We start from the raw sequence: 25,962 nt of genomic DNA, 5'->3' as shown, positions 1-25,962 counted from the left end.
CCCCATCGGGGATGAATCCCCTCGCCACAACAGCCCGCTGGAAAAATCTCTCTATTTATATTCCCAAAAGTTAGTTTGAAAATTATTTATACGCGTTTAGGGTATATACACCGGACCACCGGACATTTCCTGATTTTTTCTTCACAGGTGAGGTGGGTATGGTACGGAACACAAACACCCCAGCGCAGTGCGCCAAGGCACTGCCTGCAGCCACGGAGTGGCTGTAATGTCGGATCTGGCCCAGGCAAACGTCCACAGCGACCTGGACATCGCCCCGCTGTTGCTGCCCGCCCAAGTGCTGCGCAACGATGCCGAAGCGATCAAAGCCGCTCATGAACTGGCGCAAGTCGCCCGCCAGCAGGCCGCGCGCCGCGATCAGCAGCGCAAGCTGCCATGGTCGGAAATCGAACAGTTCACCCGCAGTGGCCTGGGCAGCATCGCCATCCCCCGGGCATACGGCGGCCCACAGGTATCCTTCGTCACCCTCGCCGAGGTGTTCGCGATCATCTCCGCTGCGGACCCGGCCTTGGGGCAGATTCCACAAAACCAGTTCGGCGTGCTCCAGCTGATTCTCGGCACGGGCACCGAACGGCAAAAACAGATACTGCTGCAAAGCGTGCTCGAAGGCGCGCGCATCGGTAACGCCGGGCCGGAACGTGGCGTTCGCAATACCCTTGAACTCAAGGCACGGATCACCGCCGACGGCGACGACTACGTCATCAATGGCCAGAAGTTCTATTCGACCGGCGCGCTGTTTGCCCATTGGGTGGCGGTCAAGGCGCTGAATGACCAGGGCCGGCAGGTGCTGGCGTTCGTACGGCGCGGCACACCGGGCCTGCGCATCGTCGACGACTGGTCGGGCTTTGGCCAGCGTACGACCGCCAGCGGCACGGTACTGCTGAACAATGTGCGGGTCGATGCCGAACTCGTCCTGGACAACTGGCGCATCAACGACGTGCCGAACGTCCAGGGCGCGATTTCGCAGCTGATCCAGGCCGCGATCGATGCGGGAATCGCCCGGGGCGCCATCGACGATGCCATCGCCTTCGTTCGCGAGCGGGCTCGGCCCTGGATCGATGCCAAGGTCGAGCGCGCCAGCGACGACCTCTACGTGATCGCCGACATCGGCAAACTGAAGATCGAATTGCACGCGGCCGAAGCACTGCTGCGCAAGGCCGGACGGGTACTGGACCAGGTCACGGCCGCCCCCATCACCGCGCAATCGGCCGCCCACGCCTCGATCGTCGTGGCCGAGGCCAAGGCCTTGACCACCGAGATCGCCCTGCAAGCCAGCGAAAAACTCTTCGAACTGGCCGGCAGCCGCGCCACCCTGGCCGAGTTCAACCTCGACCGCCACTGGCGCAACGCACGCGTCCATACCCTGCACGATCCGGTGCGCTGGAAGTACCACGCCATCGGCGCCTACCGGTTGAACGGCACCCTGCCGGCCCGGCATTCCTGGATCTGACCCGCCGATTTTCTGGAGCAGCACATGACGCTTTCCCAACACGTCGCGGTGATCACCAGCGATGAACAAGCCCTGATCGTGGCCAGCGACCTGGCCGATGACTTCAAGCGCGACAGCGCCCTGCGCGACCGTGAGCGCCGCCTGCCGCACCCGGAGCTGGACGCCTTCTCCCGTTCCGGCCTGTGGGGCATCAGCGTACCGAAGGCCTACGGCGGCGCCGGGGTTTCCAATGTCACCCTGGCCAAGGTCATTGCGCTGATCGCCCAGGCCGACGGCTCTCTCGGACAGATTCCGCAAAACCATTACTACGCCTTGGAAGTGCTGCGGGTAAACGGCAGCGAGGCGCAGAAACAACGGTTGTACGCCGAGGTGCTGGCCGGCCAGCGCTTTGGCAACGCGCTGGCCGAGTTGGGCACCAAGACCGCCCACGACCGCACCACCCAACTGCGCCGTGACGGCGCGGGGTATCGCATCAACGGCCGCAAGTTCTACGCCACCGGGGCTCTCTACGCCCAGCGCATTCCCACCTCGGTGGTGGATGAAAACGGTGTGCAGCAACTGGCGTTCGTGCCTCGCGACAGCAAGGGTCTGACGGTGATCGACGACTGGAGCGGCTTCGGCCAGCGCACCACCGGCAGCGGCTCGGTGGTGTTCGAAGACGTTTACGTCGGCGCCGAAGACATCGTACCGTTCCAGAGCGCCTTCGAGCGCCCGACCCCGGTGGGGCCGCTGGCGCAGATTCTCCACGCCGCCATCGACACCGGCATTGCTCGCGCGGCCTATGAAGACGCCCTGCAGTTCGTCCGCAGCAAGACCCGGCCCTGGATCGACGCCACCAGCGACGTCGCCACCGAAGACCCGCTCACCCTCAAGCGCTTCGGCCAATTGAGCGTGCGCCTGCACGCCGCCGAAGCCCTGCTGGAGCGGGCCGGCGAGTTTCTCGACCAGGCCCAGGCCGCCCCTGACGCCGACACCGTCGCCGCTGCCTCGATCGCCGTGGCCGAAGCGCGCGCCATCAGCACCGATATTTCCCTGGCCACCGGCAGCACCCTGTTCGAACTGGCCGGCAGCCAGGCGACACTCGCCGAACACGGCCTCGATCGTCACTGGCGCAATGCCCGCGTGCATACCCTGCACGACCCGGTGCGCTGGAAGTACCACGCGGTGGGCAACTTCTATCTCAACGACGAGAAGCCGCCATTGCGGGGGACGATCTGATGGCGGCCGGCAAGAAAAAGATCCTGCTCAATGCGTTCAACATGAACTGCATCGGGCACATCAACCATGGCCTGTGGACCCATCCCCAAGACACCTCGACCCAGTACAACACCCTGGAATACTGGACCGACCTGGCGCGGTTGCTTGAGCGCGGGCTCTTCGACGGGTTGTTCATCGCCGATATCGTCGGCGTCTATGACGTCTACCAGCAGTCGGTGGACGTCACGCTGAAAGAGTCGATCCAGTTGCCGGTCAACGACCCGCTGCTGCTGGTCTCGGCGATGGCCGCCGTCACCCGGCACCTGGGCTTCGGCCTCACCGCGAACCTGACCTACGAACCACCGTACCTGTTCGCCCGGCGCATGAGCACCCTCGACCACCTGAGTCGCGGCCGGGTGGGTTGGAACATCGTCACCGGCTACCTGGACAGCGCCGCCAAGGCCATGGGCTTGAGCGCGCAGGTCGAACATGACCGGCGCTACGACCAGGCCGACGAATACCTGCAAGTGCTCTACAAACTGTGGGAGGGCAGTTGGGAAGACGATGCAGTGCTCAACGACCGCGAGCAGCGGATCTACGCGCAACCGGAGAAGGTGCACAAGGTCCGGCACCACGGCGAGTTCTACCAGGTCGAGGGTTATCACCTCTGCGAACCGTCGCCCCAGCGCACACCGGTGCTGTTCCAGGCCGGCAGTTCGGAGCGTGGCCTACAGTTTGCCGGGCGGCATGCCGAATGCGTGTTCATCAGCGGCCAGAACAAACCGGCGACCAAGCGCCAGGTGGACAAGGTCCGCGCCAGCGCTGTCGAGGCCGGACGCAACCCAGGCGACATCAAGGTGTTCATGGGCCTGAACGTGATCGTCGGCGAAACCGAAGCCGCCGCCTGGGCCAAGCATGCCGAGTACCTGAGCTACGCCAGCGCCGAGGCCGGGGTGGCGCACTTTTCCGCGTCCACAGGGATCGATTTTTCCGAGTACGACTTGGACGAGCCGATCCAGTACGTGAAAAGCAACGCCATCCAGTCTGCGACCAAGACCCTGCAGAACAACGACTGGACGCGCCGCAAATTGCTCGAACAGCACGCTTTGGGCGGGCGCTACATCACCGTGGTCGGCTCGCCCGAGCAGGTGGCCGACGAGTTGGAGTCGTGGATCGCCGAAACCGGCCTCGATGGCTTCAACCTGACCCGCATCGTGACACCCCAGAGCTACGCGGACTTCATCGACCTGGTGATCCCCGAACTGCAGAAGCGCGGTGTGTACAAGACCGAATACGACCAGGGCACCCTGCGCGAAAAGCTGTTTCGCGCAGCGGCTCATTTACCCGAACAACACACTGGTTCGACCTACCGACACTGACCCCTGTGGCGAGGGGATTTATCCCCGTTGGGCCGCGCAGCGGTCCTTGAATCTGACGCCGCGGTACACCCGGGCTGATGGAGTTGACTGCTTTGGGGCTGCTACGCAGCCCAGCGGGGATAAATCCCCTCGCCACAAAAACACGCACCCGACCATGAATGACTGGAAGAACTTTATGACCAAATACTCCCTTTCCTCGCCAGTCAAAGCCCTGGCCCTGACCCTCGGCCTGTTCAGCTCGGCCCTGTTCGCCGCCGATGCTCCCTTGAAGATCGGCACCACGGCCGCCTTCGCCATACCCCTGGAAGCCGCCGTCGAAGAGGCTGGCAAGCAAGGCCTGAAAGTCGAGCTGGTGGAGTTCAGCGACTGGATCGCACCGAATGTCAGCCTGGCCTCCGGTGACATCGACGTGAACTACTTCCAGCACATCCCGTTCCTGGAAAACGCCAAGGCCGCCGCCGGGTTTGACCTGGTGCCGTTTGCACCGGGAATTATCAACAACGTCGGCCTCTACTCGAAAAAGTACAAAAGCTTCGATGAGTTGCCCGAAGGGGCGAGCGTCGCCATCGCCAACGACCCGATCAACAGCGGTCGCGGCCTGCAACTGCTGGCCAAGGCCGGGCTGATCAGCCTCAAGCCAGGGGTGGGCTACCAGGCCACCGAAGACGACATCGTGGCCAACCCGAAAAAACTGAAGATCCTCCAGGTCGAGGCCGTGCAACTGGTGCGCGCCTACGATGACGCCGACCTGGTGCAGGGCTACCCCGCCTACATCCGCCTGGCCAAGACCTTCGACGCCGGCTCGGCCCTGCTGTTCGACGGCCTGGACCACAAGGAATACGTGATTCAGTTCGTGATCCAGCCCAAGAGCCAGCATGACCCACGGCTGATCAAGTTCGTCGACATCTACCAGCATTCGCCCGTCGTCCGTGCCGCCCTCGACAAGGCCCACGGCAAGCTCTACCAGGCCGGTTGGGAAGGTTGATCATGAACGCCGTCAACGCCAGGCTCCGACAGGAAGCCGCCGCGCCCCAGGGCGCCGACCCGACCGAACTGCACCCGGACCTGAACCGCGCACACGTGCGCTTCATCGGCCTGGGCAAGACCTACACTGGCGCCCAAGGCCCGGTGGCCGCCCTGCAAGGCATCGACCTGGCGATCCAGCGCGGCGAGGTGTTCGGCATCATCGGCCGCAGTGGCGCGGGCAAGTCGTCGCTGATCCGCACCATCAATCGCCTTGAGCAGCCCACCTGCGGGCGAGTGCTGATCGACCAGGTGGACATCGGCCAATTCGATGAAGACCAGTTGGTGCAGCTGCGCCGACGGATCGGCATGATCTTCCAGCACTTCAATCTGATGTCGGCCAAGACTGTGTGGCAGAACGTCGAACTGCCGCTGAAAGTGGCCGGCGTGCCCAAGGCGCAGCGCGAGCAAAAGGTTCGTGAGCTGCTTGAGCTGGTCGGCCTGCAAGGCAAGCACCAGGCTTATCCGGCGCAGCTCTCGGGCGGGCAAAAGCAACGCGTCGGGATCGCCCGGGCCCTGGTCCATGATCCCCAGATACTGCTGTGCGACGAAGCCACCTCGGCCCTGGACCCGGAGACGACCCAGTCGATCCTCGGGCTGCTACGCGAGATCAACCAGCGCCTGGGCCTGACCATCGTCCTGATCACCCACGAAATGGCAGTGATTCGCGAAGTCTGCGACCGGGTGGTGGTACTCGAACAAGGACGGATCGTCGAGCAGGGACCGGTCTGGGAAGTGTTCGGCAACCCGCAACACGCGGTGAGCCGAACCCTGCTCGCGCCGTTGCAGCACGCGTTGCCCGACGAACTGAAAAGCCGTTTGCAGGCGCAACCGGCCTCAGCCGAGGCCGCCACTGTGTTGCGCTTGCAGTTCACCGGCACGGGGCAGGACGAACCCGACCTCGCCGCCTTGTTCAGCGCCCTCGGCGGACGGGTGCGGCTGCTCCATGGCGGCATCGAACGGATCCAGGGCCACGGGCTGGGGCAATTATTGTTGGCGGTAAGCGGCTCGTCGTGGGGCGCCGAGGAACTGCGGCAACGGGCAGGCGATTGGGCACAACGGGTGGAGGTGCTGGGCTATGTGGTTTGATCGGTTGTTGCAGGGCTTTATCGACACCTTCCTGATGGTGGGGGTGTCGTCGTTGATCGCATTGCTGGCGGGCATACCGCTGGCGGTAATCCTGGTGACCAGCGGTAAGGGTGGCATCTTTGAGGCGCCCGCCTTGAACAAGGCCCTGGGCGCGTTCGTGAACCTGTTCCGCTCGATCCCGTTCCTGATCCTGATGGTGGCGCTGATCCCGTTCACCCGGCTGATCGTCGGCACCACGTACGGCGTCTGGGCGGCGGTGGTGCCGTTGACCATCGCCGCCACGCCGTTCTTCGCCCGCATCGCCGAGGTCAGCCTGCGGGAGGTCGACCATGGGTTGATCGAGGCGGCCCAGGCCATGGGTTGCCGGCGCTGGCACATTGTCTGGCACGTGCTGCTGCCCGAAGCGCTGCCGGGCATCGTCGGCGGTTTCACCATCACCCTGGTGACCATGATCAACTCCTCGGCGATGGCCGGGGCCATCGGTGCCGGTGGCCTGGGCGACATCGCCTACCGTTACGGCTACCAGCGTTTCGACAGCCAGATCATGCTCACGGTGATCGTTCTGCTGGTGGCGCTGGTGGCGGTGATTCAGCTCGGCGGGGACCGCCTGGCGCGGGGGCTGAACAAACGCTGACAGGCCGGCCCTTGTGGCAGTGCTGTTCACTTGAGGTTTATCACGTGTCGTCCTTAAGTGAACGGCCAGGCTGGGGATGTGCGCTATAGTCCGCCCACGCTCCCTACCCAAGCCCACGACCATGAAACACTCCCCCGAAGACTTGCAAGCCATCACCGCCACCACCCTGGGCAACTACAACGCCGTCGCCGAAGACTTTCGCGAAGGCACCCGCGACCATGATGTGAGCCAGAACATCGACGCATTGCTGCGCCATATCCGGACCAGCGCACCGCTGCACATCCTGGACCTGGGTTGCGGCCCGGGCCGGGACTTGCGCGCGTTCACCGCCTTGGGCCACGTCGCGATCGGCCTGGACGGCTCAGCCGAGTTCGTCCGCATGGCACGCCAGGACAGCGGCTGCGAGGTGTGGCAACAGGACTTCCTGGAACTCGACCTGCCGGCGCAACGCTTCGACGGGATCTTCGCCAACGCCGTGCTGTTTCACGTTCCGCGACAGGAGTTGCCGCGGGTGCTCAGGCAACTGCACGCCACCCTCAAGGCTGACGGCGTGTTGTTCAGCTCCAACCCCCGGGGCGAGAATCAGGAGGGCTGGAACGGCCAGCGTTTCGGCGCCTACCACGACCTGGCGGCCTGGCGCGCGTTGCTCACCGACGCCGGCTTCGTGGAGCTGGAGCATTACTACCGACCGGCGGGACGGCCGCGCGAGCAGCAGCCGTGGTTGGCGAGTGTCTGGCGCAAGATTTGAAGCCCAGCAATCCTCACCACAAAAGCTGCGCTCACCCCGCTATTGCTGCTTGCCCAACCACTTCTGGGACAACTGCTCCAGCCGCCCGTCATCCTTGATCCGCGTCAGGGCGTTGTCCAGGCTGGCCTTGAACGCCGGGTTGCCTTTCTGGAAGGGGATCACCAGGTGCGGCGCCGGGCCGCTCTTTTCTTCCGGCTGGAAAGACTGCGCCATCATCAGCGGGCGCTGGGTTTCATCCTTTTTCGCCAACAATTGCGCATCCGGTTGACTGTAAGCGGCACTGGTGTCGAAACGTTCGGCCAGTTCCGGGGTCATTGCTATGTGGTTGATGGCAACGTCGTACTTGCCGCTCTCCACACCGGTCAGCAGGTCCGCAGCATCGGTGACCACGAAGTCGGCGCGTACATCGAGTTCACTGGCGAGCATCTGGCCCAGCTCCACTTCGAACCCGGTGAGCTTGCCGTCTTCCTTGAAGTTGAACGGCGCGGTATTGGCCTCCAGGGCGATGCGCAGCTCACCACGGTCGTTGATGTCATCGATCAATTCGGCATGGGCCAAAGGGCTCAAAAGGGGTAGCAGGCAGATCAGGCCAGGCAGGAAACGCATGGTCACTCCTTGGTATCGATACAAGCGACGCTCGTTTCAGGCTCGCTTTGCTATGGTTGTTGCAGGCTTCGACAACGATTGGTCATGAAGTTGTCATGACCGGGCGGATTTCATGAAAAAACTGGAGAAAAAAATGAAAAGCGTTATGTCTCGTGCCGCGTTGGCCGGCCTGTTGCTCGGCACTTCGATGCTGGCAACCGCCGCAACCCCTGCACCCAAGGGCGCAGAAGCATTCATCGTTTCCCCGGCCGACGGAGCCACTGTCGCCCAGGAATTCAAGGTCCAGTTCGGCGTCAAGGGTATCGCCCTGGCTCCGGCGGGTGACGTGACCAAGAATACCGGACATCACCATCTGCTGATCGATGTCGACCAATTGCCTGCCGCGGGCGCACCGATCCCGACCGACGCCAACCACATGCACTTCGGCAAGGCGCAGACCGAGGCCACCATCAAGCTGGCCCCAGGCAAGCACACCTTGCAGCTGGAACTGGGCGACAGTGGCCACATGCCGTTCGATCCGCCGATTGTCTCCAAGAAAATCACGGTAAACGTGAAATAACACCGCCTGGGGTGACGGAACATAGGCCCTTGTGGGAGCAAGCCCGCCCCCACAGGTGCAGCATCATATCAGGCACAAAAAACGGGAGCCTTTTCGGGCTCCCGTTTTTCATTGCCAGCCAGCCTCGCGGCTTAGAACAGCACGCGGGACCGAATGGTGCCCTTGATGTGCTGCAGCTTCTCTTGCGCCAGGTCCGAGTATTCGGCATCGACGTCGATCACGACGTAGCCGACCTTCTCGTTGGTCTGCAGGAACTGACCGGAAATGTTGATGCCGTTTTCGGCGAAGACCTTGTTGATCTCGCTCATCACACCCGGGATGTTCTCGTGGATGTGCAGCAGGCGGTGCTTGCCAGGGTGAGCCGGCAGGGCCACTTCCGGGAAATTCACGGACGATACCGAAGTACCATTGTCGCTGTACTTGACCAGTTTTTCCGCCACTTCCAGGCCGATGTTGGCTTGGGCTTCAGCGGTGGAGCCACCGATGTGCGGGGTCAGGATCACGTTGTCCAGGCCACGCAGCGGGCTTTCGAAGATGTCGTCGTTGGAGCGCGGCTCCACCGGGAACACGTCAATGGCGGCGCCGATCAGGTGCTTGTCCTTGATCGCTTCGGCCAGGGCTTCGAGCCTGACCACGGTGCCACGGGCGGCGTTGATCAGGATCCCGCCCTTCTTGATGGCGCGGATTTCCTTCTCGCCGATCATCCACTGGGTGGCAGCGGTTTCCGGCACGTGCAGGGTCACGATATCGGACATGCCCAGCAGCTCGTGCAGGTCATTGACCTGGGTGGCGTTGCCCAGCGGCAGCTTGGTCACGGTGTCGTAGAAGTAGACCTGCATGCCCAGGCCCTCGGCCAGGACCGACAGTTGGGTGCCGATCGAGCCGTAGCCGACGATCCCCAGCTTCTTGCCGCGGATTTCAAAGGAGTTGGCCGCACTCTTGATCCAGCCGCCACGGTGGCAGGATGCGTTCTTCTCGGGGATACCGCGCAACAGCAGGATCGCTTCGGCCAGCACCAGTTCGGCAACGGAACGGGTGTTGGAGTACGGTGCGTTGAACACCGCGATGCCGCGCTCGCGCGCCGCGTCGAGGTCGACCTGGTTGGTGCCGATGCAGAAGCAGCCGACCGCGACCAGTTTCTTGGCGTGGTCGAAGATCTCTTCGGTCAATTGGGTACGGGAGCGAATGCCGATGAAGTGAGCATCGGCGATCTTTTCCTTGAGCTGGGCTTCCGGCAGAGAACTGGTGATGTACTCAATGCTGGTGTAGCCCGCCGACTTGAGGACGTCGACAGCCGATTGGTGGACGCCTTCGAGAAGAAGGAACTTGATCTTGCTCTTATCGAGAGAAGTCTTGCTCATCTGCGTAACCTGTGTCCCGGAGAAAAATGGCAGGGAAATGGGCAACGTCAGGCTGCCCACACGGCGTAGTCGCCGGCCCGCAGCGTGGCCTGTTAGAACGCCTCTGCGGGGGGCGTATGCTAGCATATGCGACCTTCAAACACTCATTCTGCGACGTGAAGCGTCTTCAGGGTGACCATGAATTGTTCGAGAGTTCTGTCGATGACTACTGCTGAACTGATCGCTGAGTTGAAGACCCTGGTCGAGCCGGGCAAGGTCCTGACCGATGCCGACTCCCTGGACGCTTACGGCAAGGACTGGACCCGTCATTTCGCCCCCGCGCCAAGCGCCATCGTCTTTCCCAAGAGCATTGAGCAGGTGCAGGCCATCGTGCGTTGGGCCAATACCCGCAAGGTCGCGCTGGTGCCGTCGGGCGGGCGCACCGGGCTTTCCGCCGCCGCCGTGGCCGCCCATGGCGAGGTGGTGGTGTCGTTCGACTACATGAACCAGATCCTCGACGTGAACCTCACCGACCGCACCGCCGTGTGCCAGCCGGGCGTGATCACCGAACAATTGCAGAACAAGGCCGAGGAACACGGGCTGTACTACCCGGTGGACTTCGCATCGGCCGGTTCCAGCCAGATTGGTGGCAACATCGGCACTAATGCCGGCGGGATCAAGGTCATTCGCTACGGAATGACCCGCAACTGGGTGGCGGGCATGAAGGTCGTCACCGGCAAGGGCGACCTGCTGGAGCTGAACAAGGACCTGATCAAGAACGCCACCGGCTACGATTTGCGCCAGTTGTTCATCGGCGCCGAAGGCACGCTCGGCTTCGTGGTCGAGGCCACGATGCGCTTGGACCGGGCGCCGAAAAACCTCACGGCGATGGTGCTCGGCACGCCGGACTTCGCCTCGATCATGCCCGTGCTGCATGCGTTCCAGGGCAAGCTCGACCTGACCGCGTTCGAATTCTTCTCCGACAAGGCCCTGGCCAAGATCCTCGGGCGCGGTGACGTACCGGCGCCATTCGAGACCGATTGTCCGTTCTATGCCCTGCTGGAATTCGAAGCCACCACCGAAGACGTGGCCAACCAGGCGCTGGAAACCTTCGAGCACTGCGTGGAACAGGGCTGGGTGCTGGACGGCGTGATGAGCCAGAGTCAAACCCAGTTGCAGAACCTGTGGAAACTGCGCGAGTACATTTCCGAAACCATCTCCCACTGGACGCCGTACAAGAACGACATTTCGGTGACGGTCTCCAAAGTCCCGGACTTCCTCAGGGAAATAGACGCGATCGTCGGCAAACACTATCCCGACTTCGAAGTCGTCTGGTACGGCCACATCGGCGATGGCAACCTGCACCTGAACATTCTCAAGCCGCAAAACCTGAGCAAGGACGAGTTCTTCGCCAAGTGCGCCACGGTGAACAAATGGGTGTTCGAGATCGTCGAGAAGTACAACGGCTCGATATCGGCCGAACATGGCGTGGGCATGACCAAGCGCGACTACCTGGCCTATAGTCGTTCGCCAGTGGAAATCGAATACATGAAGGCCGTGAAGGCGGTCTTCGACCCGAACGGCATCATGAACCCGGGCAAGATCTTCGCGGTTTGAACCCTTTAATCACCCCAATCCCAGAACAGGAGTCGGTAATGAGCTATCAGCACCAGTATGTCGACGGTACACGCATCCACTTCCCGGTGGGCAAAGTGGTGTGCATTGGCCGCAACTACGCCGAACATGCCAAGGAACTGGACAACCCGGTGCCCACCGAACCGCTGTTGTTCATCAAGCCGGGCAGTTGCGTGGTGCCGCTGGAGGGCGGGTTCAGCATTCCGGCCGAGCGCGGCTCGGTGCACTACGAGGCGGAGATCGCCGTGCTGATCGGCAAGCCGCTGTCGACCCGGCCCAGCGCCGAGGAAATCCTGGACGCCATCTCCGGCTTCGCCCCGGCCCTGGACCTGACCCTTCGGGACAAGCAGGCCGAGCTCAAGGCTAAGGGCCTGCCGTGGGAAGTGGCCAAGTCGTTCGACGGCGCGGCCGTCATCGCCCCGTTCGTGCCAGGCAGCACGTTTACCGACCTGGCCGACATCCCGGTGCGCCTGACCATCAACGGTGAGGTGCGCCAGGACGGCAACAGCCGCCTGATGCTCAACCCCATCGTGCCGATGATCCAGTACATGGCCGGCTGCTTCTCGCTGCAGGCCGGCGACGTCATCCTCACTGGCACCCCGGCCGGCGTCGGGCCGCTGAATGCCGGCGATGAACTGGTCCTGGAATTGCCGGGCGCGAGCCGCTTCGAAAGCAGCGTTCGCTAAAAGCTGCCATCATCCTCTGTAGGAGCGAGCAAGCTCGCTCCTACAGAGGATTTGGGAGCAGTCCATCCCGTGATTTATCGTTTTTTTCACATGCCATCCGGATAATTCCGGCGAATGCGGCATCTGAGCCAGCCATTCCCTTAGCCCGAATTTCCTGGAACGCATTCTCCCCATGGCCAAACCCCACGCGCTGTCCCCTGCCAAATCCGCCCGCCGCTCTCGCTTTGCCCTGCCCTGGTATGCCTGGTCACTGCTGGCCGTGGCCGCCGCTTATGGCCTGGCGTTCGCGATGCACTGGGACGACCGTGGCCTGCTCTGGCTATCGGAACGCTTCCAAAGCCCGGCCCAGCGCCAGGAGAGTGTCTGGCTGCCGGACTACCATGCCGTGATCGACGCCAAGCCGCTGCCGGGCATGGAGAAGGACGAAGCCTCCGATGTGACCTACAACCCGCAGACCAAAACCTTGTTCGCCGTCATGGGCAAAAACCCGTTCCTGGTTGAGCTGACCCTGCAGGGCGAGGTCCTGCGCAAGATGCCGCTGGTGGGCTGGAGCAATCCGGAGGGCGTGACCTACATGGAAAACGGCCTGCTGGCGATTACCGATGAACGCGATCACAGCCTGTCGATCATCCAGGTGGATGCCAACACCCGCGAGCTGAACAGCGCCGCCTTCCCTCGTTATGACCTTGGCGCATCGAAAAACCAGAACAAGGGTTTCGAAGGCATCGTCTGGGATCCGCGCAACCAGCAGCTGGTGCTGGGTGAAGAACGCCCGCCGGCGCTGTACACCTGGAAAAGCGACGGCAGCCAGCTGCTCAAGGGCGACAAGCAGATCCATGTCAGCAATGAGCTGGACCTGCGCAACCTCTCGGCGCTGGCCGTCGACCCTCGCACCGGTCACATGCTGGTGCTTTCGGCCGACTCCCACTTGCTGCTGGAGCTGGACGAAAAAGGCGAGCAGGTCAGCTTCATGACCCTGCTGGGCGGCTTCAACGGCCTGAAGGACACGATACCGCGTGCCGAGGGCGTTACCGTCGACGAGGCCGGCAACCTGTACATGGTCAGCGAACCGAATCTGTTCTATCGTTTCGAAAAACAACGCTGACCTTGTAGGATTATTCCTCCTTCGCTGTAGGGTGTGGCACACGGCCATTAAGCTTCAGTTCAGGTAGTCGTGATATTTCAGCCACCTGTTCTTATCCGAGCCCACCCCCAACATGCGTCGACTCGCCCGTCCCAAACCTCTGATCCTGATGTTGCTGGCCATCGCCCTGATCGCTTCGATCACAATGGGACAGCGCCTGCGCCTGTTCGAGCGCGCCTGGTTCAACGTCAACAGCTTCTGGAATCCCGCCCACGAGCAGGCCATTGCGCTGGACCAGTACCGGGTCACGGTCGAAGCGCAGGCGATCGACGGCCTGGCCGACGATGTCTCGGCGCTGACCTTCGATCCTATACGCAAGAGCCTGTTCACCGTCACCAACCAGAATCCGGAGCTGGTCGAGCTGTCACTCGAAGGCAGGATCCTGCGGCGCATCGCCCTGGTGGGCTTCGGCGACCCGGAAGCGGTGGAATTCATCAGCGAAGACACTTACGTCATCACCGACGAGCGCCAGCAGCGACTGATCAAGATCCATCTGGACCAGGACACCCGGTTCCTCGACGCCGCCGACGCCGAGCAGATGACGCTTGGCGTGCACATGAGCAGCAACAAGGGGTTCGAAGGGCTCGCCTACGACTCGGTAGGCAAACGGCTATTCGTGGCCAAGGAACGCGACCCGATGCTGATTTATGAAGTGCATGGGTTTCCCCATCAGAATCCAGAAAAGTCCTACGCGGTCCATGTCATCAACAACCCCAAGCGTGATGCCGGGCTGTTCGTGCGCGACCTTTCGAGCCTGCAATACGATGAACGCAGCGGCCATCTGCTGGCGCTGTCCGAGGAATCGCGGTTGATCATCGAGTTGGACATCAATGGCCGGCCGCTGAGCACGCTGTCCTTGAGCAAGGGCAGCCAGGGCTTGCAGCAGACCGTCCCCCAGGCCGAAGGCCTCGCCATGGACGACGACGGCACCCTGTACCTGGTGAGTGAGCCGAATCTGTTCTACGTGTTCAAGAAGCCGCAGCCCGATTGATAAGAATCAAAAATCCTGTGGCGAGGGGATTTATCCCCGCTGGGCTGCGTAGCAGCCCCCAAAAGCAACGAACTCAATCTATCTGGCACACCGATCAACTCAGGTTTTAGGGCTGCTTCGCAGCCCAACGGGGATAAATCCCCTCGCCACAAGAGTGCCAGTCACCACATCGGATCAAGCCTTGAGGGTCTTCACCCCTTCAGCCGTCCCGAGCAACAGCACGTCCGCCGGACGCGCCGCGAACAGGCCATTGGTGACCACGCCGACGATGGCGTTGATCTGGCGTTCCAGCTCTACCGGGTGGGTGATCTGCAGGTTGTGCACGTCCAGGATGATGTTGCCGTTGTCGGTCAGCACGCCTTCGCGGTACACCGGGTCGCCGCCCAGCTTGACCAACTGGCGGGCGACGTGGCTGCGAGCCATCGGGATGACTTCCACCGGCAGCGGGAAAGCGCCGAGCACCGGCACCAGTTTGCTGGCATCGGCGATGCAGATGAATGTCTTGGCCACGGCGGCGACGATTTTCTCGCGCGTCAGGGCCGCGCCGCCGCCCTTGATCAGGTTCAGGTGCGCATCACTTTCGTCGGCGCCGTCGATGTAGAACTCCAGGTCGCTCACGGTGTTGAGCTCGTAGACCGGAATCCCATGCCCCTTGAGCCGCGCAGCGGTGGCTTCGGAACTGGCAACCGCGCCGTCGAAGGCGCCCTTGTGTTTTGCCAACGCGTCGATGAAGCAATTGGCCGTGGAGCCGGTGCCGACCCCGACGATGCTCTTGTCATCCAGTTTCGCAAGGATGAGGTCGACGGCGGCCTGGGCCACGGCCTGTTTGAGTTGATCCTGGGTCATGCGGGCTCCGAAGGTGCCGAGAGTGAACGAAAGGCCGGCATTATAGGCGTAGAAACCGTGGCGAGGGAGCTTGCTCCCGCTCGATGGCGCAGCCGTCGCAGAATCTTGGGCCTGCTTCGCAGTCCAGCGGGAGCAAGCTCCCTCGCCACAGCAAGCGCCCTCGCCACAGGGGGCCTTGTACCTTGAAACCCTTTAATTCGTATGGTCGCCCGGCCAAAAGCCGGGTTAGACTCCTTGGCCCTGCCCAACCCGCCCAGTGATGCTTTCCGATGCTTGAACAGTACGTCAAAAAGATCCTCACCTCGCGCGTTTACGACGTTGCCGTAGAAACCCCACTGCAGACCGCTCGCCAGCTGTCCGAACGGCTGGGCAACGACATCTGGCTCAAGCGCGAAGACTTGCAGCCGGTGTTCTCGTTCAAGATTCGCGGGGCCTACAACAAGCTGACCCAACTCAGCGACGAAGAACGCGCCCGCGGCGTGGTCACGGCGTCGGCAGGCAACCACGCCCAGGGCCTCGCCCTGGCGGCCAAGGTGCTGGGCGTGAAGGCCACCATCGTGATGCCCAAGACCACCCCGGAAATCAAGGTCGAGGGCGTGCGCTCGCGTGGCGGCAAGGTGGTGCTGCACGGCGACTCGTTCCCTGAAGCCCTGGCCTACTCGCTGAAACTGGTCGACGAAAAGGGCTACGTCTACATCCACCCGTATGACGATCCCCATACCATTGCCGGGCAGGGCACGGTGGCGATGGAAATCCTGCGCCAGCACCCGGGGCGCCTGGATGCGATATTTGTCCCGGTGGGCGGTGGCGGGCTGATCGCCGGGATCGCCGCCTACGTGAAATACCTGCGCCCGGACATCAAGGTCATCGGCGTCGAGCCGGACGACTCCAATTGCCTGCAAGCGGCCCTGGCGGCGGGCGAGCGCGTGGTGCTGCCAACGGTGGGGCTGTTTGCCGACGGCGTCGCCGTGGCGCAGATCGGCCAGCACACCTTCGATATCTGCAAGCACTACGTGGATGAGGTGATCACCGTCAGCACCGACGAGATCTGCGCCGCGATCAAGGATATCTACGACGATACCCGCTCGATCACCGAACCTGCCGGCGCCTTGGGCGTGGCCGGGATCAAGAAGTACGTCGAAACGCGCGCCACCAGCGGCCAGACCCTCGTAGCCATCGACTCCGGCGCCAACGTCAACTTCGACCGCTTGCGCCACGTGGCCGAGCGCGCCGAACTGGGCGAAGGTCGCGAAGCGATCATCGCGGTGACCATCCCCGAGAAACCGGGCAGCTTCAAGGCCTTCTGCGAAGCCATCGGCAAGCGCCAGATCACCGAATTCAACTACCGCTACAACACCGGCAGCGAAGCCCACATCTTTGTTGGCGTGCAGACCCACCCGGAGAACGACCCGCGCACGGCGCTGATCGCCAGCCTGACCGCGCAAGGCTTCCCGGTGCTGGACCTGACCGACAACGAACTGGCCAAGTTGCACATCCGCCACATGGTGGGTGGCCACGCGGCCCATGTCATCGACGAAGTGGTGCTGCGCTTCGAGTTCCCGGAGCGCCCGGGCGCGCTGTTCAACTTCCTCAACAAGCTGGGCGGGCGCTGGAATATCTCGATGTTCCACTACCGCAACCACGGCGCGGCGGACGGCCGGGTGGTCGCGGGGCTACAGGTGCCACACGATGAACGCCATCTGGTGCCGGCGGCGCTGGAGGAAATCGGTTACCCGTACTGGGATGAAAGCGATAACCCGGCGTATCAACTGTTTCTGGGGTGAATCCCGCGGTTTGGACTGGGGACTGGGTGGACCTGTGGCGAGGGAGCTTGCTCCCGCTTGAATGCGAAGCGCTCACTGCTTTTTTGGGGCCGCTTCGCGACCCAGCGGGAGCAAGCTCCCTCGCCACAGAGGGGTCTAAGCTGTGCTGGACAAGTCATAAGGAAATCGAACCATGGAAACCTTGACCATCCTGAAAGTCGCTCACGTCATTGCCACGGTACTGCTGCTGGCAGGCGTCCTGGGCCTGGCTATCTGGGTCTGGCGGACACGCCGTAACGGCGATGCCACGGCTGCGGCGCGCACGCTGCAACGCCCTCGGCTGTTTGTCTGGCTGGTGATGGGCCTGTCCCTGGCGAGCCTGCCGTTTACCGGCTGGTGGATGGTGCATCAGGTCGGCTGGCCACTGGGGCAGACCTGGCTGCTGGCTTCCAGCGTGCTCTACACCCTGGCGGCGCTGGCGGGGTTCTGGCTGTTGGTACGGCTGAACAAAGCGCGCAAGGCACCGACGGCGGGCAACGGCAGGTTCACCTTTGCCCTGGCGCTGTTCGGTGTGGTCTGTTTTATCGCCATTGCCGGGTTGATGGGGGCCAAGCCGGTCTAAGCCTTGAGACCGAGCGGCCCCATTCGCGAGCAAGCCCGCTCCCACAGGGTTGTGCACGCCCATGTGGGAGCGGGCTTGCTCGCGAAAGCGGTTTCAGCCGCGTAACGAAATCACCGGCCAGCCCCGCTTCTGCGCCTCGGCCCGCAAGTTCGGGTCCGGGTCCACGGCCACCGGGTGCGTCACCGCCTCCAGCAACGGCAAGTCATTCATCGAGTCGCTGTAGAAATAGCTGTCCTCAAGCGAATGCCCGGTTTCTTCCAGCCAGCGGTTCAGCCGGGTCACCTTGCCTTCGCGAAAGCACGGGATGTCGGTGCTGCGGCCGCTGTAGCGCCCGTCGACCATCTCGCACTCGGTGGCGATCAGGGTCTCGACCCCCAGGCGCTCGGCAATCGGGGCGGTGACGAAACGGTTGGTGGCGGTGATGATCACCAGCTTGTCGCCGGCATCGCGGTGTTTTTTCAACAGGTCGAGGGCCTGGGGCAACACGATCGGCTCGATGCAATCGCGCATGTAGTCCAGATGCCACTGGGCCAGCACGTCCATCTCGGTACGGCCGAGGATTTCCAGGCAAAAATTCAGGTACTCGGCGTTGTCCAGCTTGCCGGCCAGGTAATCCTGGTAGAACGCGTCGTTGCGCGCCTTGTAGGAGACGGCGTCGAGAAAGCCGCGCTCACACAGGTAATCGCCCCACGCGTGGTCGCTGTCGCCGCCCAGCAAGGTGTTGTCCAAGTCGAATAAAGCCAGCCGCATTGCAGTTACTCGCTGAAAAATCTGAAGAAAGGCGTCCAGAATACGGACTTTTCACAAGAGTGCACATAAGGTAGGCCGGCGCGTTGCTGCTTTCACAACCTTTGTGGAACAATGCGGCGACATGCGTTTGCGAGGTTGTTGCCGTGATCGACCCCGATGGTTTCCGCCCCAATGTGGGGATCATTCTGACGAATGATGCAGGGCAGGTGCTATGGGCTCGCCGTATCAATCAAGACGCCTGGCAGTTTCCCCAGGGCGGGATCAACCCCCAGGAGACGCCGGAAGAGGCCTTGTACCGCGAGTTGAACGAAGAAGTGGGGCTTGAGCGAGAAGATGTCGAAATACTCGCCTGCACCCGCGGCTGGTTGCGCTATCGTTTGCCGCAGCGCCTGGTCCGCACGCACAGCCAACCGCTGTGCATCGGCCAGAAACAGAAATGGTTTCTCCTGCGCCTGATCTCCAACGAGCAGCGGGTGCGGATGGATTTGACCGGTAAACCGGAGTTCGATGGCTGGCGCTGGGTCAGCTATTGGTATCCGTTGGGCCAGGTGGTGACATTCAAGCGCGAGGTGTATCGACGCGCTCTCAAAGAGCTTGCCCCGCGCCTGCTGACGCGCGACTGACGACGGAGTTCGACCCCGAGCCATGCTCAATACGCTGCGCAAGATCGTCCAGGAAGTTAACTCCGCCAAGGATCTCAAGGCGGCGTTGGGGATTATTGTATTGCGCGTCAAAGAGGCCATGGGCAGCCAGGTCTGCTCGGTCTACCTGCTGGACCCCGAGACCAACCGTTTCGTGCTGATGGCCACCGAGGGCTTGAACAAGCGCTCGATCGGCAAGGTCAGCATGGCGCCCAATGAAGGTCTGGTCGGCCTGGTCGGCACGCGCGAAGAACCCCTGAACCTCGAGAACGCCGCGGACCACCCGCGCTACCGCTACTTCGCCGAAACCGGCGAAGAGCGTTACGCCTCGTTCCTCGGCGCACCGATCATTCACCACCGCCGCGTCGTCGGCGTGCTGGTCATCCAGCAAAAGGAGCGCCGCCAGTTCGACGAAGGTGAAGAAGCCTTCCTCGTGACGATGAGCGCGCAACTGGCCGGGGTCATCGCCCACGCCGAGGCCACCGGCTCGATCAGCGGCCTGGGTCGCCAGGGCAAGGGCATCCAGGAAGCCAAGTTCGTCGGCGTGCCGGGTTCACCGGGAGCGGCCGTGGGTACCGCGGTGGTCATGCTGCCGCCGGCCGACCTCGACGTGGTGCCGGACAAGACCATCACCGACATCGACGCCGAGCTGGGGCTGTTCAAGACCGCCATCGAAGGCGTGCGCGCCGACATGCGCGCCCTCTCGGCCAAACTGGCGACGCAACTGCGCCCCGAAGAGCGTGCGCTGTTCGACGTTTATCTGATGATGCTCGACGACGCCTCCCTGGGCAGCGAGGTGACCACGGTCATCAAGACCGGCCAGTGGGCCCAGGGCGCGTTGCGCCAGGTGGTGACCGACCACGTCAACCGTTTCGAACTGATGGACGACGCCTACCTGCGCGAGCGCGCCTCCGACGTCAAGGACCTCGGCCGCCGGCTGCTGGCCTACCTGCAGCAGGAACGCCAGCAGACCCTGGTCTACCCCGACAACACCATCCTGGTCAGCGAGGAGCTGACCCCGGCCATGCTCGGCGAAGTGCCCGAAGGCAAGCTGGCGGGGCTGGTGTCGGTGCTGGGTTCGGGCAACTCCCACGTGGCGATCCTGGCCCGGGCCATGGGCATCCCGACGGTGATGGGCCTGGTGGACCTGCCGTACTCCAAGGTCGACGGCATCCAGATGATCGTCGACGGCTACCACGGCGAGGTCTACACCAACCCCAGCGACGTGCTGCGCAAGCAGTTCGCCGATGTGGTGGAAGAAGAAAAGCAACTGGCCCTGGGCCTGGATGCGCTGCGGGACCTGCCTTGCGTGACGCTGGACGGCCATCGCATGCCGCTGTGGGTCAACACCGGCCTGCTGGCCGACGTGGCCCGGGCGCAGAAGCGCGGCGCCGAGGGCGTAGGCCTGTACCGCACCGAAGTGCCATTCATGATCAACCAGCGCTTCCCCAGCGAGAAGGAACAGCTGGCGATCTACCGTGAACAACTGGCCGCCTTCCATCCGCAGCCGGTGACCATGCGCAGCCTGGACATTGGCGGCGACAAATCCCTGTCTTACTTCCCGATCAAGGAAGACAACCCGTTCCTCGGCTGGCGCGGCATCCGCGTGACCCTCGACCACCCGGAAATCTTCCTGGTCCAGGCACGCGCCATGCTCAAGGCCAGCGAAGGCCTGAACAACCTGCGCATCCTGTTGCCGATGATCTCCGGCACCCACGAGCTGGAAGAAGCCCTGCACCTGATTCACCGGGCCTGGGGCGAAGTACGCGACGAAGGCACCGACGTACCGATGCCGCCGGTGGGCGTGATGATCGAGATCCCGGCAGCGGTGTACCAGACCAAGGAACTGGCGCGCCAGGTGGACTTCCTGTCGGTGGGCTCCAACGACCTGACGCAATACCTGCTGGCCGTGGACCGCAACAACCCACGGGTGGCCGACCTGTACGACTATCTGCACCCCGCCGTGCTGCAAGCGTTGCAGACCGTGGTGCGCGACGCCCATGCCGAAGGCAAGCCGGTGAGCATCTGCGGCGAAATGGCCGGCGACCCGGCAGCCGCCGTCCTGTTGATGGCGATGGGTTTTGACAGCCTGTCGATGAACGCCACCAACTTGCCGAAAGTGAAGTGGATGCTGCGCCAGATCAACCTCAGCAAGGCCCAGGAACTGCTGGCGGAAGTCATGACCATCGACAACCCGCAAGTGATCCACAGCTCCCTGCAACTGGCGCTGAAGAACCTCGGGTTGGCGCGGATGATCAATCCGGCTTCGAACAAGACGCTCTAGGTTCTGTTTGAAAGTCTTGAGACGAAGTGAGGCGGTTTTTAACGCAGCATCACCGAGTATCAAGGCTTTTCGGGCAGAGCCTAGTCGCCGCATCTGTGGCGAGGGAGCTTGCTCCCGCTCGGCTGCGAAGCAGTCGCAAGCTCCCCCTGACACTGTTCTTATCGATATCCCCGCAATCGGGAGTGCCTTGCACTCCAGCGGGAGCAAGCTCCCTCGCCACGGGTTGACGCTACCCCTTCAGGCTCGCACCTCCACCTCCACCTCCCCCAAATGCCCCCCATGGGGCCCGAAGCTGCGTTCGACCAGGTGCCGTGTCCCATCGGCATGGACGATCAACGCCGTGCTCGCTCGCGTCCCGTAGGCGGGGCTGGCAATGAAGACACTCGACAACAGCCGCTCGGTCGCCAGGCCCACGCCGGTGTCCGGCAAATCGGCCACCGGGGCCGGCTCCGGGTCGTTGAGCAGTGCCAGCAAGGCCTGGGGATGCGGGTCATCCAGCACCTCGGCGAGCGCGGCCCGGGCCTTGAGAAGCTTGGGCCAGGGCGTGTTCAGCCCGGCGTTCGACACCCCGTAAAGGCCCTCCGCCAGGCATTGCGGACGGGCGTCGCGAGCGTTGAAGTGCCAGAGCTCAGCGCCGTCGCCAAGCAACAGGTTGAACCCGCCATACTCGCCGGCACGGGGCACGACTTCGCTGAAATAATCGGCAATCGACAGGCTCCCGCCCAAAAAGCGCGCCACCAGCTCTCCCCGCGACTTGAAGGCCGGGCCCTGGCCCGGGTCGCGGATGTTGGTCAGGGCGGCGAAGCGACCGTCGGCGCCGATGCCCAGCCAGGTGCCACCGGCCTCCAGATCACGACCGGCATGGACATGGGGTGCATCCGGCCACTGAGCCAGGGGCAAGGTCGGCCGGGCGTAGAATTCATCGCGGTTGGCCGCCACGATCAACGGCCAAGCGTGGCCAGGTCGCCAGGCAAATACGATCAGGCACATCAGGTAGTCCCCAGCCAGTTAGACGGATTTAGCGAAGACCCGTGGCGAGGGAGCTTGCTCCCGCTGGAGGGCGCAGCACTCCCCGGCGATTTTTGGGCTACTGCGTAGCCCAACGGGAGCAAGCTCCCTCGCCACAAAAGCGATCGGTGTTCGAACCCACTCTACCCACACATCGCCCTCGCATCCATCGCCTTCAGTGGAGCCCGGGGCCATGGATCCGTTACCATGCCGCTCTTGTTTCGGGGATGGCTGGGGAGACGCTGGTGGAATTTGTGCTCTATCTGCTGCTCGGCGCCTGCGCCGGTGTGCTGGCCGGGCTGTTCGGCGTGGGCGGCGGGATGATCATCGTTCCCGTCCTGGTGTTCAGTTTCACCTTGCAGGGTTTCGACCCGCAGGTCCTGACCCACCTGGCCGTGGGCACCTCCCTGGCGTCGATCATCTTCACCTCGGTCAATGCCGTGCGCGAGCACCAGCGCAAGGGCGCGGTGCGCTGGCCGATCTTCGCCTGGATGACCGTCGGGATCCTGGTCGGGGCTGGCGTCGGAGCGGTCACCGCCGAGGCGATTTCCGGCCCGAACCTGCAAAAGATCATCGGCGTGTTCGCCATGGTCGTCGCGCTGCAACTGGCCCTGGACTTCAAGCCCAAGGCCAGCCGCACGGTGCCGGGCAAGGCCGGGCTGACCCTGGCCGGCACGGTGATCGGCTGGGCGTCGGCGATTTTCGGCATCGGCGGCGGTTCGCTGACCGTACCGTTCCTGACCTGGCGCAGCGTGCCGATGCAGCAGGCGGTGGCGACGTCATCGGCCTGTGGCCTGCCGATTGCCCTGGCCAGTGCTTTAAGTTTCATGATTTTGGGCTGGCACGATCCGCTGCTCCCAGCCCATAGTCTCGGTTTTGTGTATTTGCCGGCGTTGTTGGGCATCGCCCTGACCAGCATGGTCTTCGCCCGCTTCGGCGCGCGACTGGCCCATCGCCTGTCGCCGCGCTTGCTCAAACGGCTGTTCGCCGCTTTGCTGTTCTGCGTGGGCGCAAGTTTCCTGCTCTGACGCAATCCTGGCTTAATCCCGAGGTGGCAGCGTCGCCCGGGTATTTTTGACGTTTACGAGGAATATCAATGCTGCCTTACCCGCAGATCGATCCGGTGGCCCTGGCCATCGGCCCGCTGAAAATCCACTGGTACGGCCTGATGTACCTGGTCGGCATCGGCGGCGCCTGGCTGTTGGCGTCGCGCCGGCTCAACCGCTTCGACCCGACCTGGAACAAGGAAAAACTCTCCGACCTGGTGTTCTGGCTGTCCATGGGGGTGATTGTCGGCGGGCGCTTGGGCTACGTGCTGTTCTACGACCTGAGCGCCTACCTGGCCAACCCGACGCTGATCTTCGAGGTCTGGAAGGGCGGCATGTCGTTCCACGGTGGCTTCATCGGCGTGATGCTCGCGGCGGTGTGGTTCGGCAAGCGCAACAACAAGTCGTTTTTCGAGCTGATGGACTTCGTCGCGCCGATGGTGCCGATCGGCCTGGGCGCCGGGCGCATCGGCAACTTCATCAACGCCGAATTGTGGGGCAAGCCGACCGACGTGCCGTGGGCGATGGTCTTCCCGCCGTTCAGCGACCCGGCGCAGTTGCCGCGCCACCCGTCGCAGTTGTACCAGTTCGCCCTCGAAGGCGTGGCGCTGTTCCTGATTCTCTGGCTGTTCTCGCGCAAGCCGCGGCCAACCATGGCCGTGTCGGGCATGTTCGCGCTGTTCTACGGAATCTTCCGCTTCATCGTCGAGTTCGTCCGTGTACCGGACGCCCAGCTCGGCTACCTGGCTTGGAACTGGCTGACCATGGGCCAGGTGCTGTGCCTGCCGATGATCGTCGGTGGCCTGGTGCTGATCTGGCTGGCTTATCATCGTGCGCCGGCTGCGGCGGCCAAGGCTTAAAAAATTCGAACCCCGGGGCCCGGCCTCGGGTTCAAGGACACAGGTAACCCATGAAGCAATATCTCGATCTGGTGGCCCACGTCATCAAGAACGGCACCAAGCAAGCCAACCGCACGGGCGTGAACACCATCAGTTTCCCCGGTGCGATGCTGCGCTATGACCTCAAGGACGGTTTCCCGGCCATCACCACCCGCAAGATGGCGTTCAAGTCGGCCATCGGCGAGATGTGCGGGTTCCTGCGCGGCGTCAACAATGCTGCCGAATTCCGGGCGTTGGGCTGCAAGGTCTGGGATCAGAACGCCAATGAAAACGCCCAATGGCTGGCCAACCCATTCCGCCAGGGCGAAGACGACCTGGGCGAGATCTATGGCGTGCAATGGCGCAAGTGGCCGGCCTACAAGCAGATCCCGGTGACCAACCGGGCGGCCATCGAGCAGACCCTGGCCCAGGGCTACCGGCAGATCGCCGAAGGCGAAGAGAACGGCCAGGCCTACGTGGTGCTGTACAAAGCCATCGACCAGGTCCGCCAGTGCGTCGACACCATCATCAAGGACCCGGGCAGCCGGCGCATTCTGTTCCACGGCTGGAACTGCGCCCAGCTCGATGAGATGGCCCTGCCGCCGTGCCATCTGCTCTACCAGTTCCACCCGAATGTCGAGACCAAGGAAATCTCCCTGACCCTCTACATCCGCTCCAACGACCTGGGGCTGGGTACGCCGTTCAACCTCACCGAGGGCGCCGCGCTGCTGAGCCTGATCGGCCGCCTGACCGGCTATACCCCGCGTTGGTTCACCTATTTCATCGGCGACGCGCACGTCTACGAAAACCACCTGGACATGCTCAACGAACAGCTCACCCGCGAGCCGTTCCCGATGCCGAGGCTGGTGATTTCCGAGCGCGTGCCGGAGTTCGCCAAGACCGGCGTGTACCAGCCGGAGTGGCTGGAGCTCGTGGAGCCGGGCGACTTCAGCCTCGAAGGCTACCAGCACCATGCGCCGATGACCGCGCCGATGGCGGTCTGAAGCACACCACTGTCCATCCCTGTGGGAGCGGGCTTGCTCGCGAAGGCGGCCTATCAGATAAAGGAATCTTGTCTGATGTACCGCCTTCGCGGGCAAGCCCGCTCCCACATTGGATCTTCATGACCTTCAATGCCCATGACTGCGCCCCACATGCGAAGGCTCCGTCTCCGGCACCACCGCTCCGCTGACCTCCAGCCGCTGCAAAATCCCACATTGCTCCAGGTCCGGCCCTTCGCCACAGCGATGGCGCAGGTCGATCAGTTGCGCCTGCAAGGCCAGCAGGCCATCGATCCGCGCCTTGACGTGGTGGATGTGCTCATCGATCAGGGCATTGACGCTTTCGCATTGGTCCTGGGGGCTGTCGCGCAGGGTCAGCAGGCTGCGAATTTCCTCCAGGGTCATGTCCAGGGTGCGGCAGTTGCGGATGAACGTCAGCCGCTCGGCATGGGCCTGGGTATAGACGCGGTAGTTGCCGTCGCTGCGGGCCGGCTCCGGCAACAGGCCTTCGCGCTCGTAGTAGCGGATGGTTTCGACCTGGCAGTCGGTGATTTTCGCCAGTTCGCCGATCTTCATGGCGGTGTCTCCCAAATAGGTGCTTGACCCTATAGTGGCTACAGGGTC

The 25,962-nt window shown here is 63.0% G+C and carries 25 protein-coding genes; 19 read left to right on the top strand and 6 right to left on the bottom strand.

Annotated elements, in window-relative coordinates; translation table 11 throughout:
* Positions 1 to 226 precede the first annotated feature (226 nt).
* The 7 genes from V5F23_RS01190 to V5F23_RS01160 all read left to right on the top strand — a co-directional run bounded on the left by V5F23_RS01190 (position 227) and on the right by V5F23_RS01160 (position 7,538).
* Positions 227 to 1,468, top strand: a complete 1,242-nt coding sequence (locus V5F23_RS01190; RefSeq protein WP_123578511.1) for an SfnB family sulfur acquisition oxidoreductase — start codon at positions 227 to 229, stop codon at positions 1,466 to 1,468.
* 24 nt (positions 1,469 to 1,492) lie between these two features.
* Positions 1,493 to 2,686, top strand: coding sequence for an SfnB family sulfur acquisition oxidoreductase (locus V5F23_RS01185; RefSeq protein WP_047736218.1), 1,194 nt, complete (start codon positions 1,493 to 1,495; stop codon positions 2,684 to 2,686).
* Complete coding sequence (locus V5F23_RS01180) at positions 2,686 to 4,044, top strand: LLM class flavin-dependent oxidoreductase (protein WP_338474112.1); 1,359 nt, start codon at positions 2,686 to 2,688, stop codon at positions 4,042 to 4,044. Before V5F23_RS01185 ends, V5F23_RS01180 begins: the two co-directional genes overlap by 1 nt.
* Before the next feature lie 175 nt (positions 4,045 to 4,219).
* Entirely contained in the window at positions 4,220 to 5,029 is an 810-nt protein-coding gene (locus V5F23_RS01175) for a MetQ/NlpA family ABC transporter substrate-binding protein (RefSeq protein ID WP_338497315.1), read from the top strand.
* Positions 5,030 to 5,031: 2 nt separating this feature from the next.
* A complete protein-coding gene (locus V5F23_RS01170; protein ID WP_338497313.1) occupies positions 5,032 to 6,156 on the top strand; it encodes an ATP-binding cassette domain-containing protein in 1,125 nt (374 codons plus the stop codon).
* Entirely contained in the window at positions 6,146 to 6,790 is a 645-nt protein-coding gene (locus V5F23_RS01165; protein ID WP_042731430.1) for a methionine ABC transporter permease, read from the top strand. The genes V5F23_RS01170 and V5F23_RS01165 overlap by 11 nt, the downstream gene beginning before the upstream one ends.
* Positions 6,791 to 6,911: 121 nt before the next feature.
* The gene (locus V5F23_RS01160) at positions 6,912 to 7,538 is read left to right on the top strand and encodes a class I SAM-dependent methyltransferase (protein WP_042731431.1); all 627 of its coding nucleotides are present in this window, start codon (positions 6,912 to 6,914) and stop codon (positions 7,536 to 7,538) included.
* A gap of 39 nt (positions 7,539 to 7,577) precedes the next feature.
* On the opposite strand, the gene V5F23_RS01155 is transcribed toward V5F23_RS01160, so the two are convergent.
* Positions 7,578 to 8,144 carry a transporter substrate-binding domain-containing protein gene (locus V5F23_RS01155; RefSeq protein ID WP_042731432.1) on the bottom strand — a complete coding sequence of 189 codons (567 nt, stop codon included), beginning with the start codon at positions 8,142 to 8,144 and terminating at the stop codon, positions 7,578 to 7,580.
* Between the two features lie 133 nt (positions 8,145 to 8,277).
* Between V5F23_RS01155 and V5F23_RS01150 the strand changes: the two genes are divergently transcribed.
* Entirely contained in the window at positions 8,278 to 8,703 is a 426-nt protein-coding gene (locus V5F23_RS01150; RefSeq protein WP_042731433.1) for a DUF4399 domain-containing protein, read from the top strand.
* Between the two features lie 131 nt (positions 8,704 to 8,834).
* Here the strand turns inward: V5F23_RS01150 and serA are convergent, their stop codons facing one another.
* Positions 8,835 to 10,064 (bottom strand): phosphoglycerate dehydrogenase, encoded by a 1,230-nt coding sequence (gene serA, locus V5F23_RS01145; protein WP_042731434.1) that lies wholly within the window; start codon positions 10,062 to 10,064, stop codon positions 8,835 to 8,837.
* Between the two features lie 201 nt (positions 10,065 to 10,265).
* Here serA and V5F23_RS01140 point away from each other — a divergent pair, with 201 nt between their 5' ends.
* The 4 genes from V5F23_RS01140 to V5F23_RS01125 all read left to right on the top strand — a co-directional run bounded on the left by V5F23_RS01140 (position 10,266) and on the right by V5F23_RS01125 (position 14,499).
* On the top strand, positions 10,266 to 11,660 hold the full coding sequence (locus V5F23_RS01140; RefSeq protein WP_042731435.1) for an FAD-binding oxidoreductase: 1,395 nt from the start codon (positions 10,266 to 10,268) through the stop codon (positions 11,658 to 11,660).
* A 38-nt stretch (positions 11,661 to 11,698) separates the two neighbouring features.
* On the top strand, positions 11,699 to 12,364 hold the full coding sequence (locus V5F23_RS01135) for a fumarylacetoacetate hydrolase family protein (protein WP_053148856.1): 666 nt from the start codon (positions 11,699 to 11,701) through the stop codon (positions 12,362 to 12,364).
* Positions 12,365 to 12,536: 172 nt separating this feature from the next.
* Entirely contained in the window at positions 12,537 to 13,469 is a 933-nt protein-coding gene (locus V5F23_RS01130) for an SdiA-regulated domain-containing protein (RefSeq protein ID WP_047736225.1), read from the top strand.
* Between the two features lie 112 nt (positions 13,470 to 13,581).
* The gene (locus V5F23_RS01125; protein ID WP_212803255.1) at positions 13,582 to 14,499 is read left to right on the top strand and encodes an SdiA-regulated domain-containing protein; all 918 of its coding nucleotides are present in this window, start codon (positions 13,582 to 13,584) and stop codon (positions 14,497 to 14,499) included.
* 174 nt (positions 14,500 to 14,673) lie between these two features.
* Here the strand turns inward: V5F23_RS01125 and rpiA are convergent, their stop codons facing one another.
* Complete coding sequence (gene rpiA, locus V5F23_RS01120; RefSeq protein ID WP_047736227.1) at positions 14,674 to 15,345, bottom strand: ribose-5-phosphate isomerase RpiA; 672 nt, start codon at positions 15,343 to 15,345, stop codon at positions 14,674 to 14,676.
* Positions 15,346 to 15,614: 269 nt separating this feature from the next.
* Here rpiA and ilvA point away from each other — a divergent pair, with 269 nt between their 5' ends.
* On the top strand, positions 15,615 to 17,129 hold the full coding sequence (ilvA, locus tag V5F23_RS01115; protein ID WP_047736228.1) for a threonine ammonia-lyase, biosynthetic: 1,515 nt from the start codon (positions 15,615 to 15,617) through the stop codon (positions 17,127 to 17,129).
* A 172-nt stretch (positions 17,130 to 17,301) separates the two neighbouring features.
* Positions 17,302 to 17,730, top strand: a complete 429-nt coding sequence (locus V5F23_RS01110) for a DUF2269 family protein (RefSeq protein WP_042732690.1) — start codon at positions 17,302 to 17,304, stop codon at positions 17,728 to 17,730.
* Positions 17,731 to 17,823: 93 nt separating this feature from the next.
* Here the strand turns inward: V5F23_RS01110 and V5F23_RS01105 are convergent, their stop codons facing one another.
* Positions 17,824 to 18,480 carry an HAD family hydrolase gene (locus V5F23_RS01105; RefSeq protein ID WP_042732691.1) on the bottom strand — a complete coding sequence of 219 codons (657 nt, stop codon included), beginning with the start codon at positions 18,478 to 18,480 and terminating at the stop codon, positions 17,824 to 17,826.
* Between the two features lie 143 nt (positions 18,481 to 18,623).
* On the opposite strand from V5F23_RS01105, the gene V5F23_RS01100 reads away from it, so the two are divergent.
* Together V5F23_RS01100 and ptsP are read left to right on the top strand one after the other, a co-directional pair.
* Entirely contained in the window at positions 18,624 to 19,103 is a 480-nt protein-coding gene (locus V5F23_RS01100) for an RNA pyrophosphohydrolase (protein WP_003186867.1), read from the top strand.
* Between the two features lie 22 nt (positions 19,104 to 19,125).
* A complete protein-coding gene (ptsP, locus tag V5F23_RS01095; RefSeq protein ID WP_042732692.1) occupies positions 19,126 to 21,405 on the top strand; it encodes a phosphoenolpyruvate--protein phosphotransferase in 2,280 nt (759 codons plus the stop codon).
* 237 nt (positions 21,406 to 21,642) lie between these two features.
* On the opposite strand, the gene V5F23_RS01090 is transcribed toward ptsP, so the two are convergent.
* Positions 21,643 to 22,395 (bottom strand): NRDE family protein, encoded by a 753-nt coding sequence (locus V5F23_RS01090; RefSeq protein WP_047736230.1) that lies wholly within the window; start codon positions 22,393 to 22,395, stop codon positions 21,643 to 21,645.
* A gap of 263 nt (positions 22,396 to 22,658) precedes the next feature.
* On the opposite strand from V5F23_RS01090, the gene V5F23_RS01085 reads away from it, so the two are divergent.
* The 3 genes from V5F23_RS01085 (at position 22,659) to V5F23_RS01075 (ending at position 25,341) form a co-directional block, all read left to right on the top strand.
* Positions 22,659 to 23,441: a sulfite exporter TauE/SafE family protein gene (locus V5F23_RS01085; RefSeq protein WP_042730292.1), complete on the top strand. Its 783-nt coding sequence runs from the start codon at positions 22,659 to 22,661 to the stop codon at positions 23,439 to 23,441.
* Positions 23,442 to 23,509: 68 nt separating this feature from the next.
* The gene (gene lgt / locus V5F23_RS01080; protein ID WP_042730278.1) at positions 23,510 to 24,319 is read left to right on the top strand and encodes a prolipoprotein diacylglyceryl transferase; all 810 of its coding nucleotides are present in this window, start codon (positions 23,510 to 23,512) and stop codon (positions 24,317 to 24,319) included.
* Positions 24,320 to 24,369: 50 nt separating this feature from the next.
* Positions 24,370 to 25,341, top strand: a complete 972-nt coding sequence (locus V5F23_RS01075) for a thymidylate synthase (RefSeq protein ID WP_042730279.1) — start codon at positions 24,370 to 24,372, stop codon at positions 25,339 to 25,341.
* Between the two features lie 126 nt (positions 25,342 to 25,467).
* Here V5F23_RS01075 and cadR read toward each other — a convergent pair whose 3' ends face one another.
* Positions 25,468 to 25,914: a Cd(II)/Pb(II)-responsive transcriptional regulator gene (cadR, locus tag V5F23_RS01070; RefSeq protein ID WP_042730280.1), complete on the bottom strand. Its 447-nt coding sequence runs from the start codon at positions 25,912 to 25,914 to the stop codon at positions 25,468 to 25,470.
* Positions 25,915 to 25,962 lie beyond the last annotated feature (48 nt).

The organism is Pseudomonas sp. WP18, from assembly GCF_036689585.1.
Classification (GTDB): Bacteria; Pseudomonadota; Gammaproteobacteria; order Pseudomonadales; family Pseudomonadaceae; genus Aquipseudomonas; species Aquipseudomonas chlororaphis_E.
Note: the sequence above shows the minus strand (reverse complement) of the source record. Positions and strands in the feature narration are given on the sequence as shown.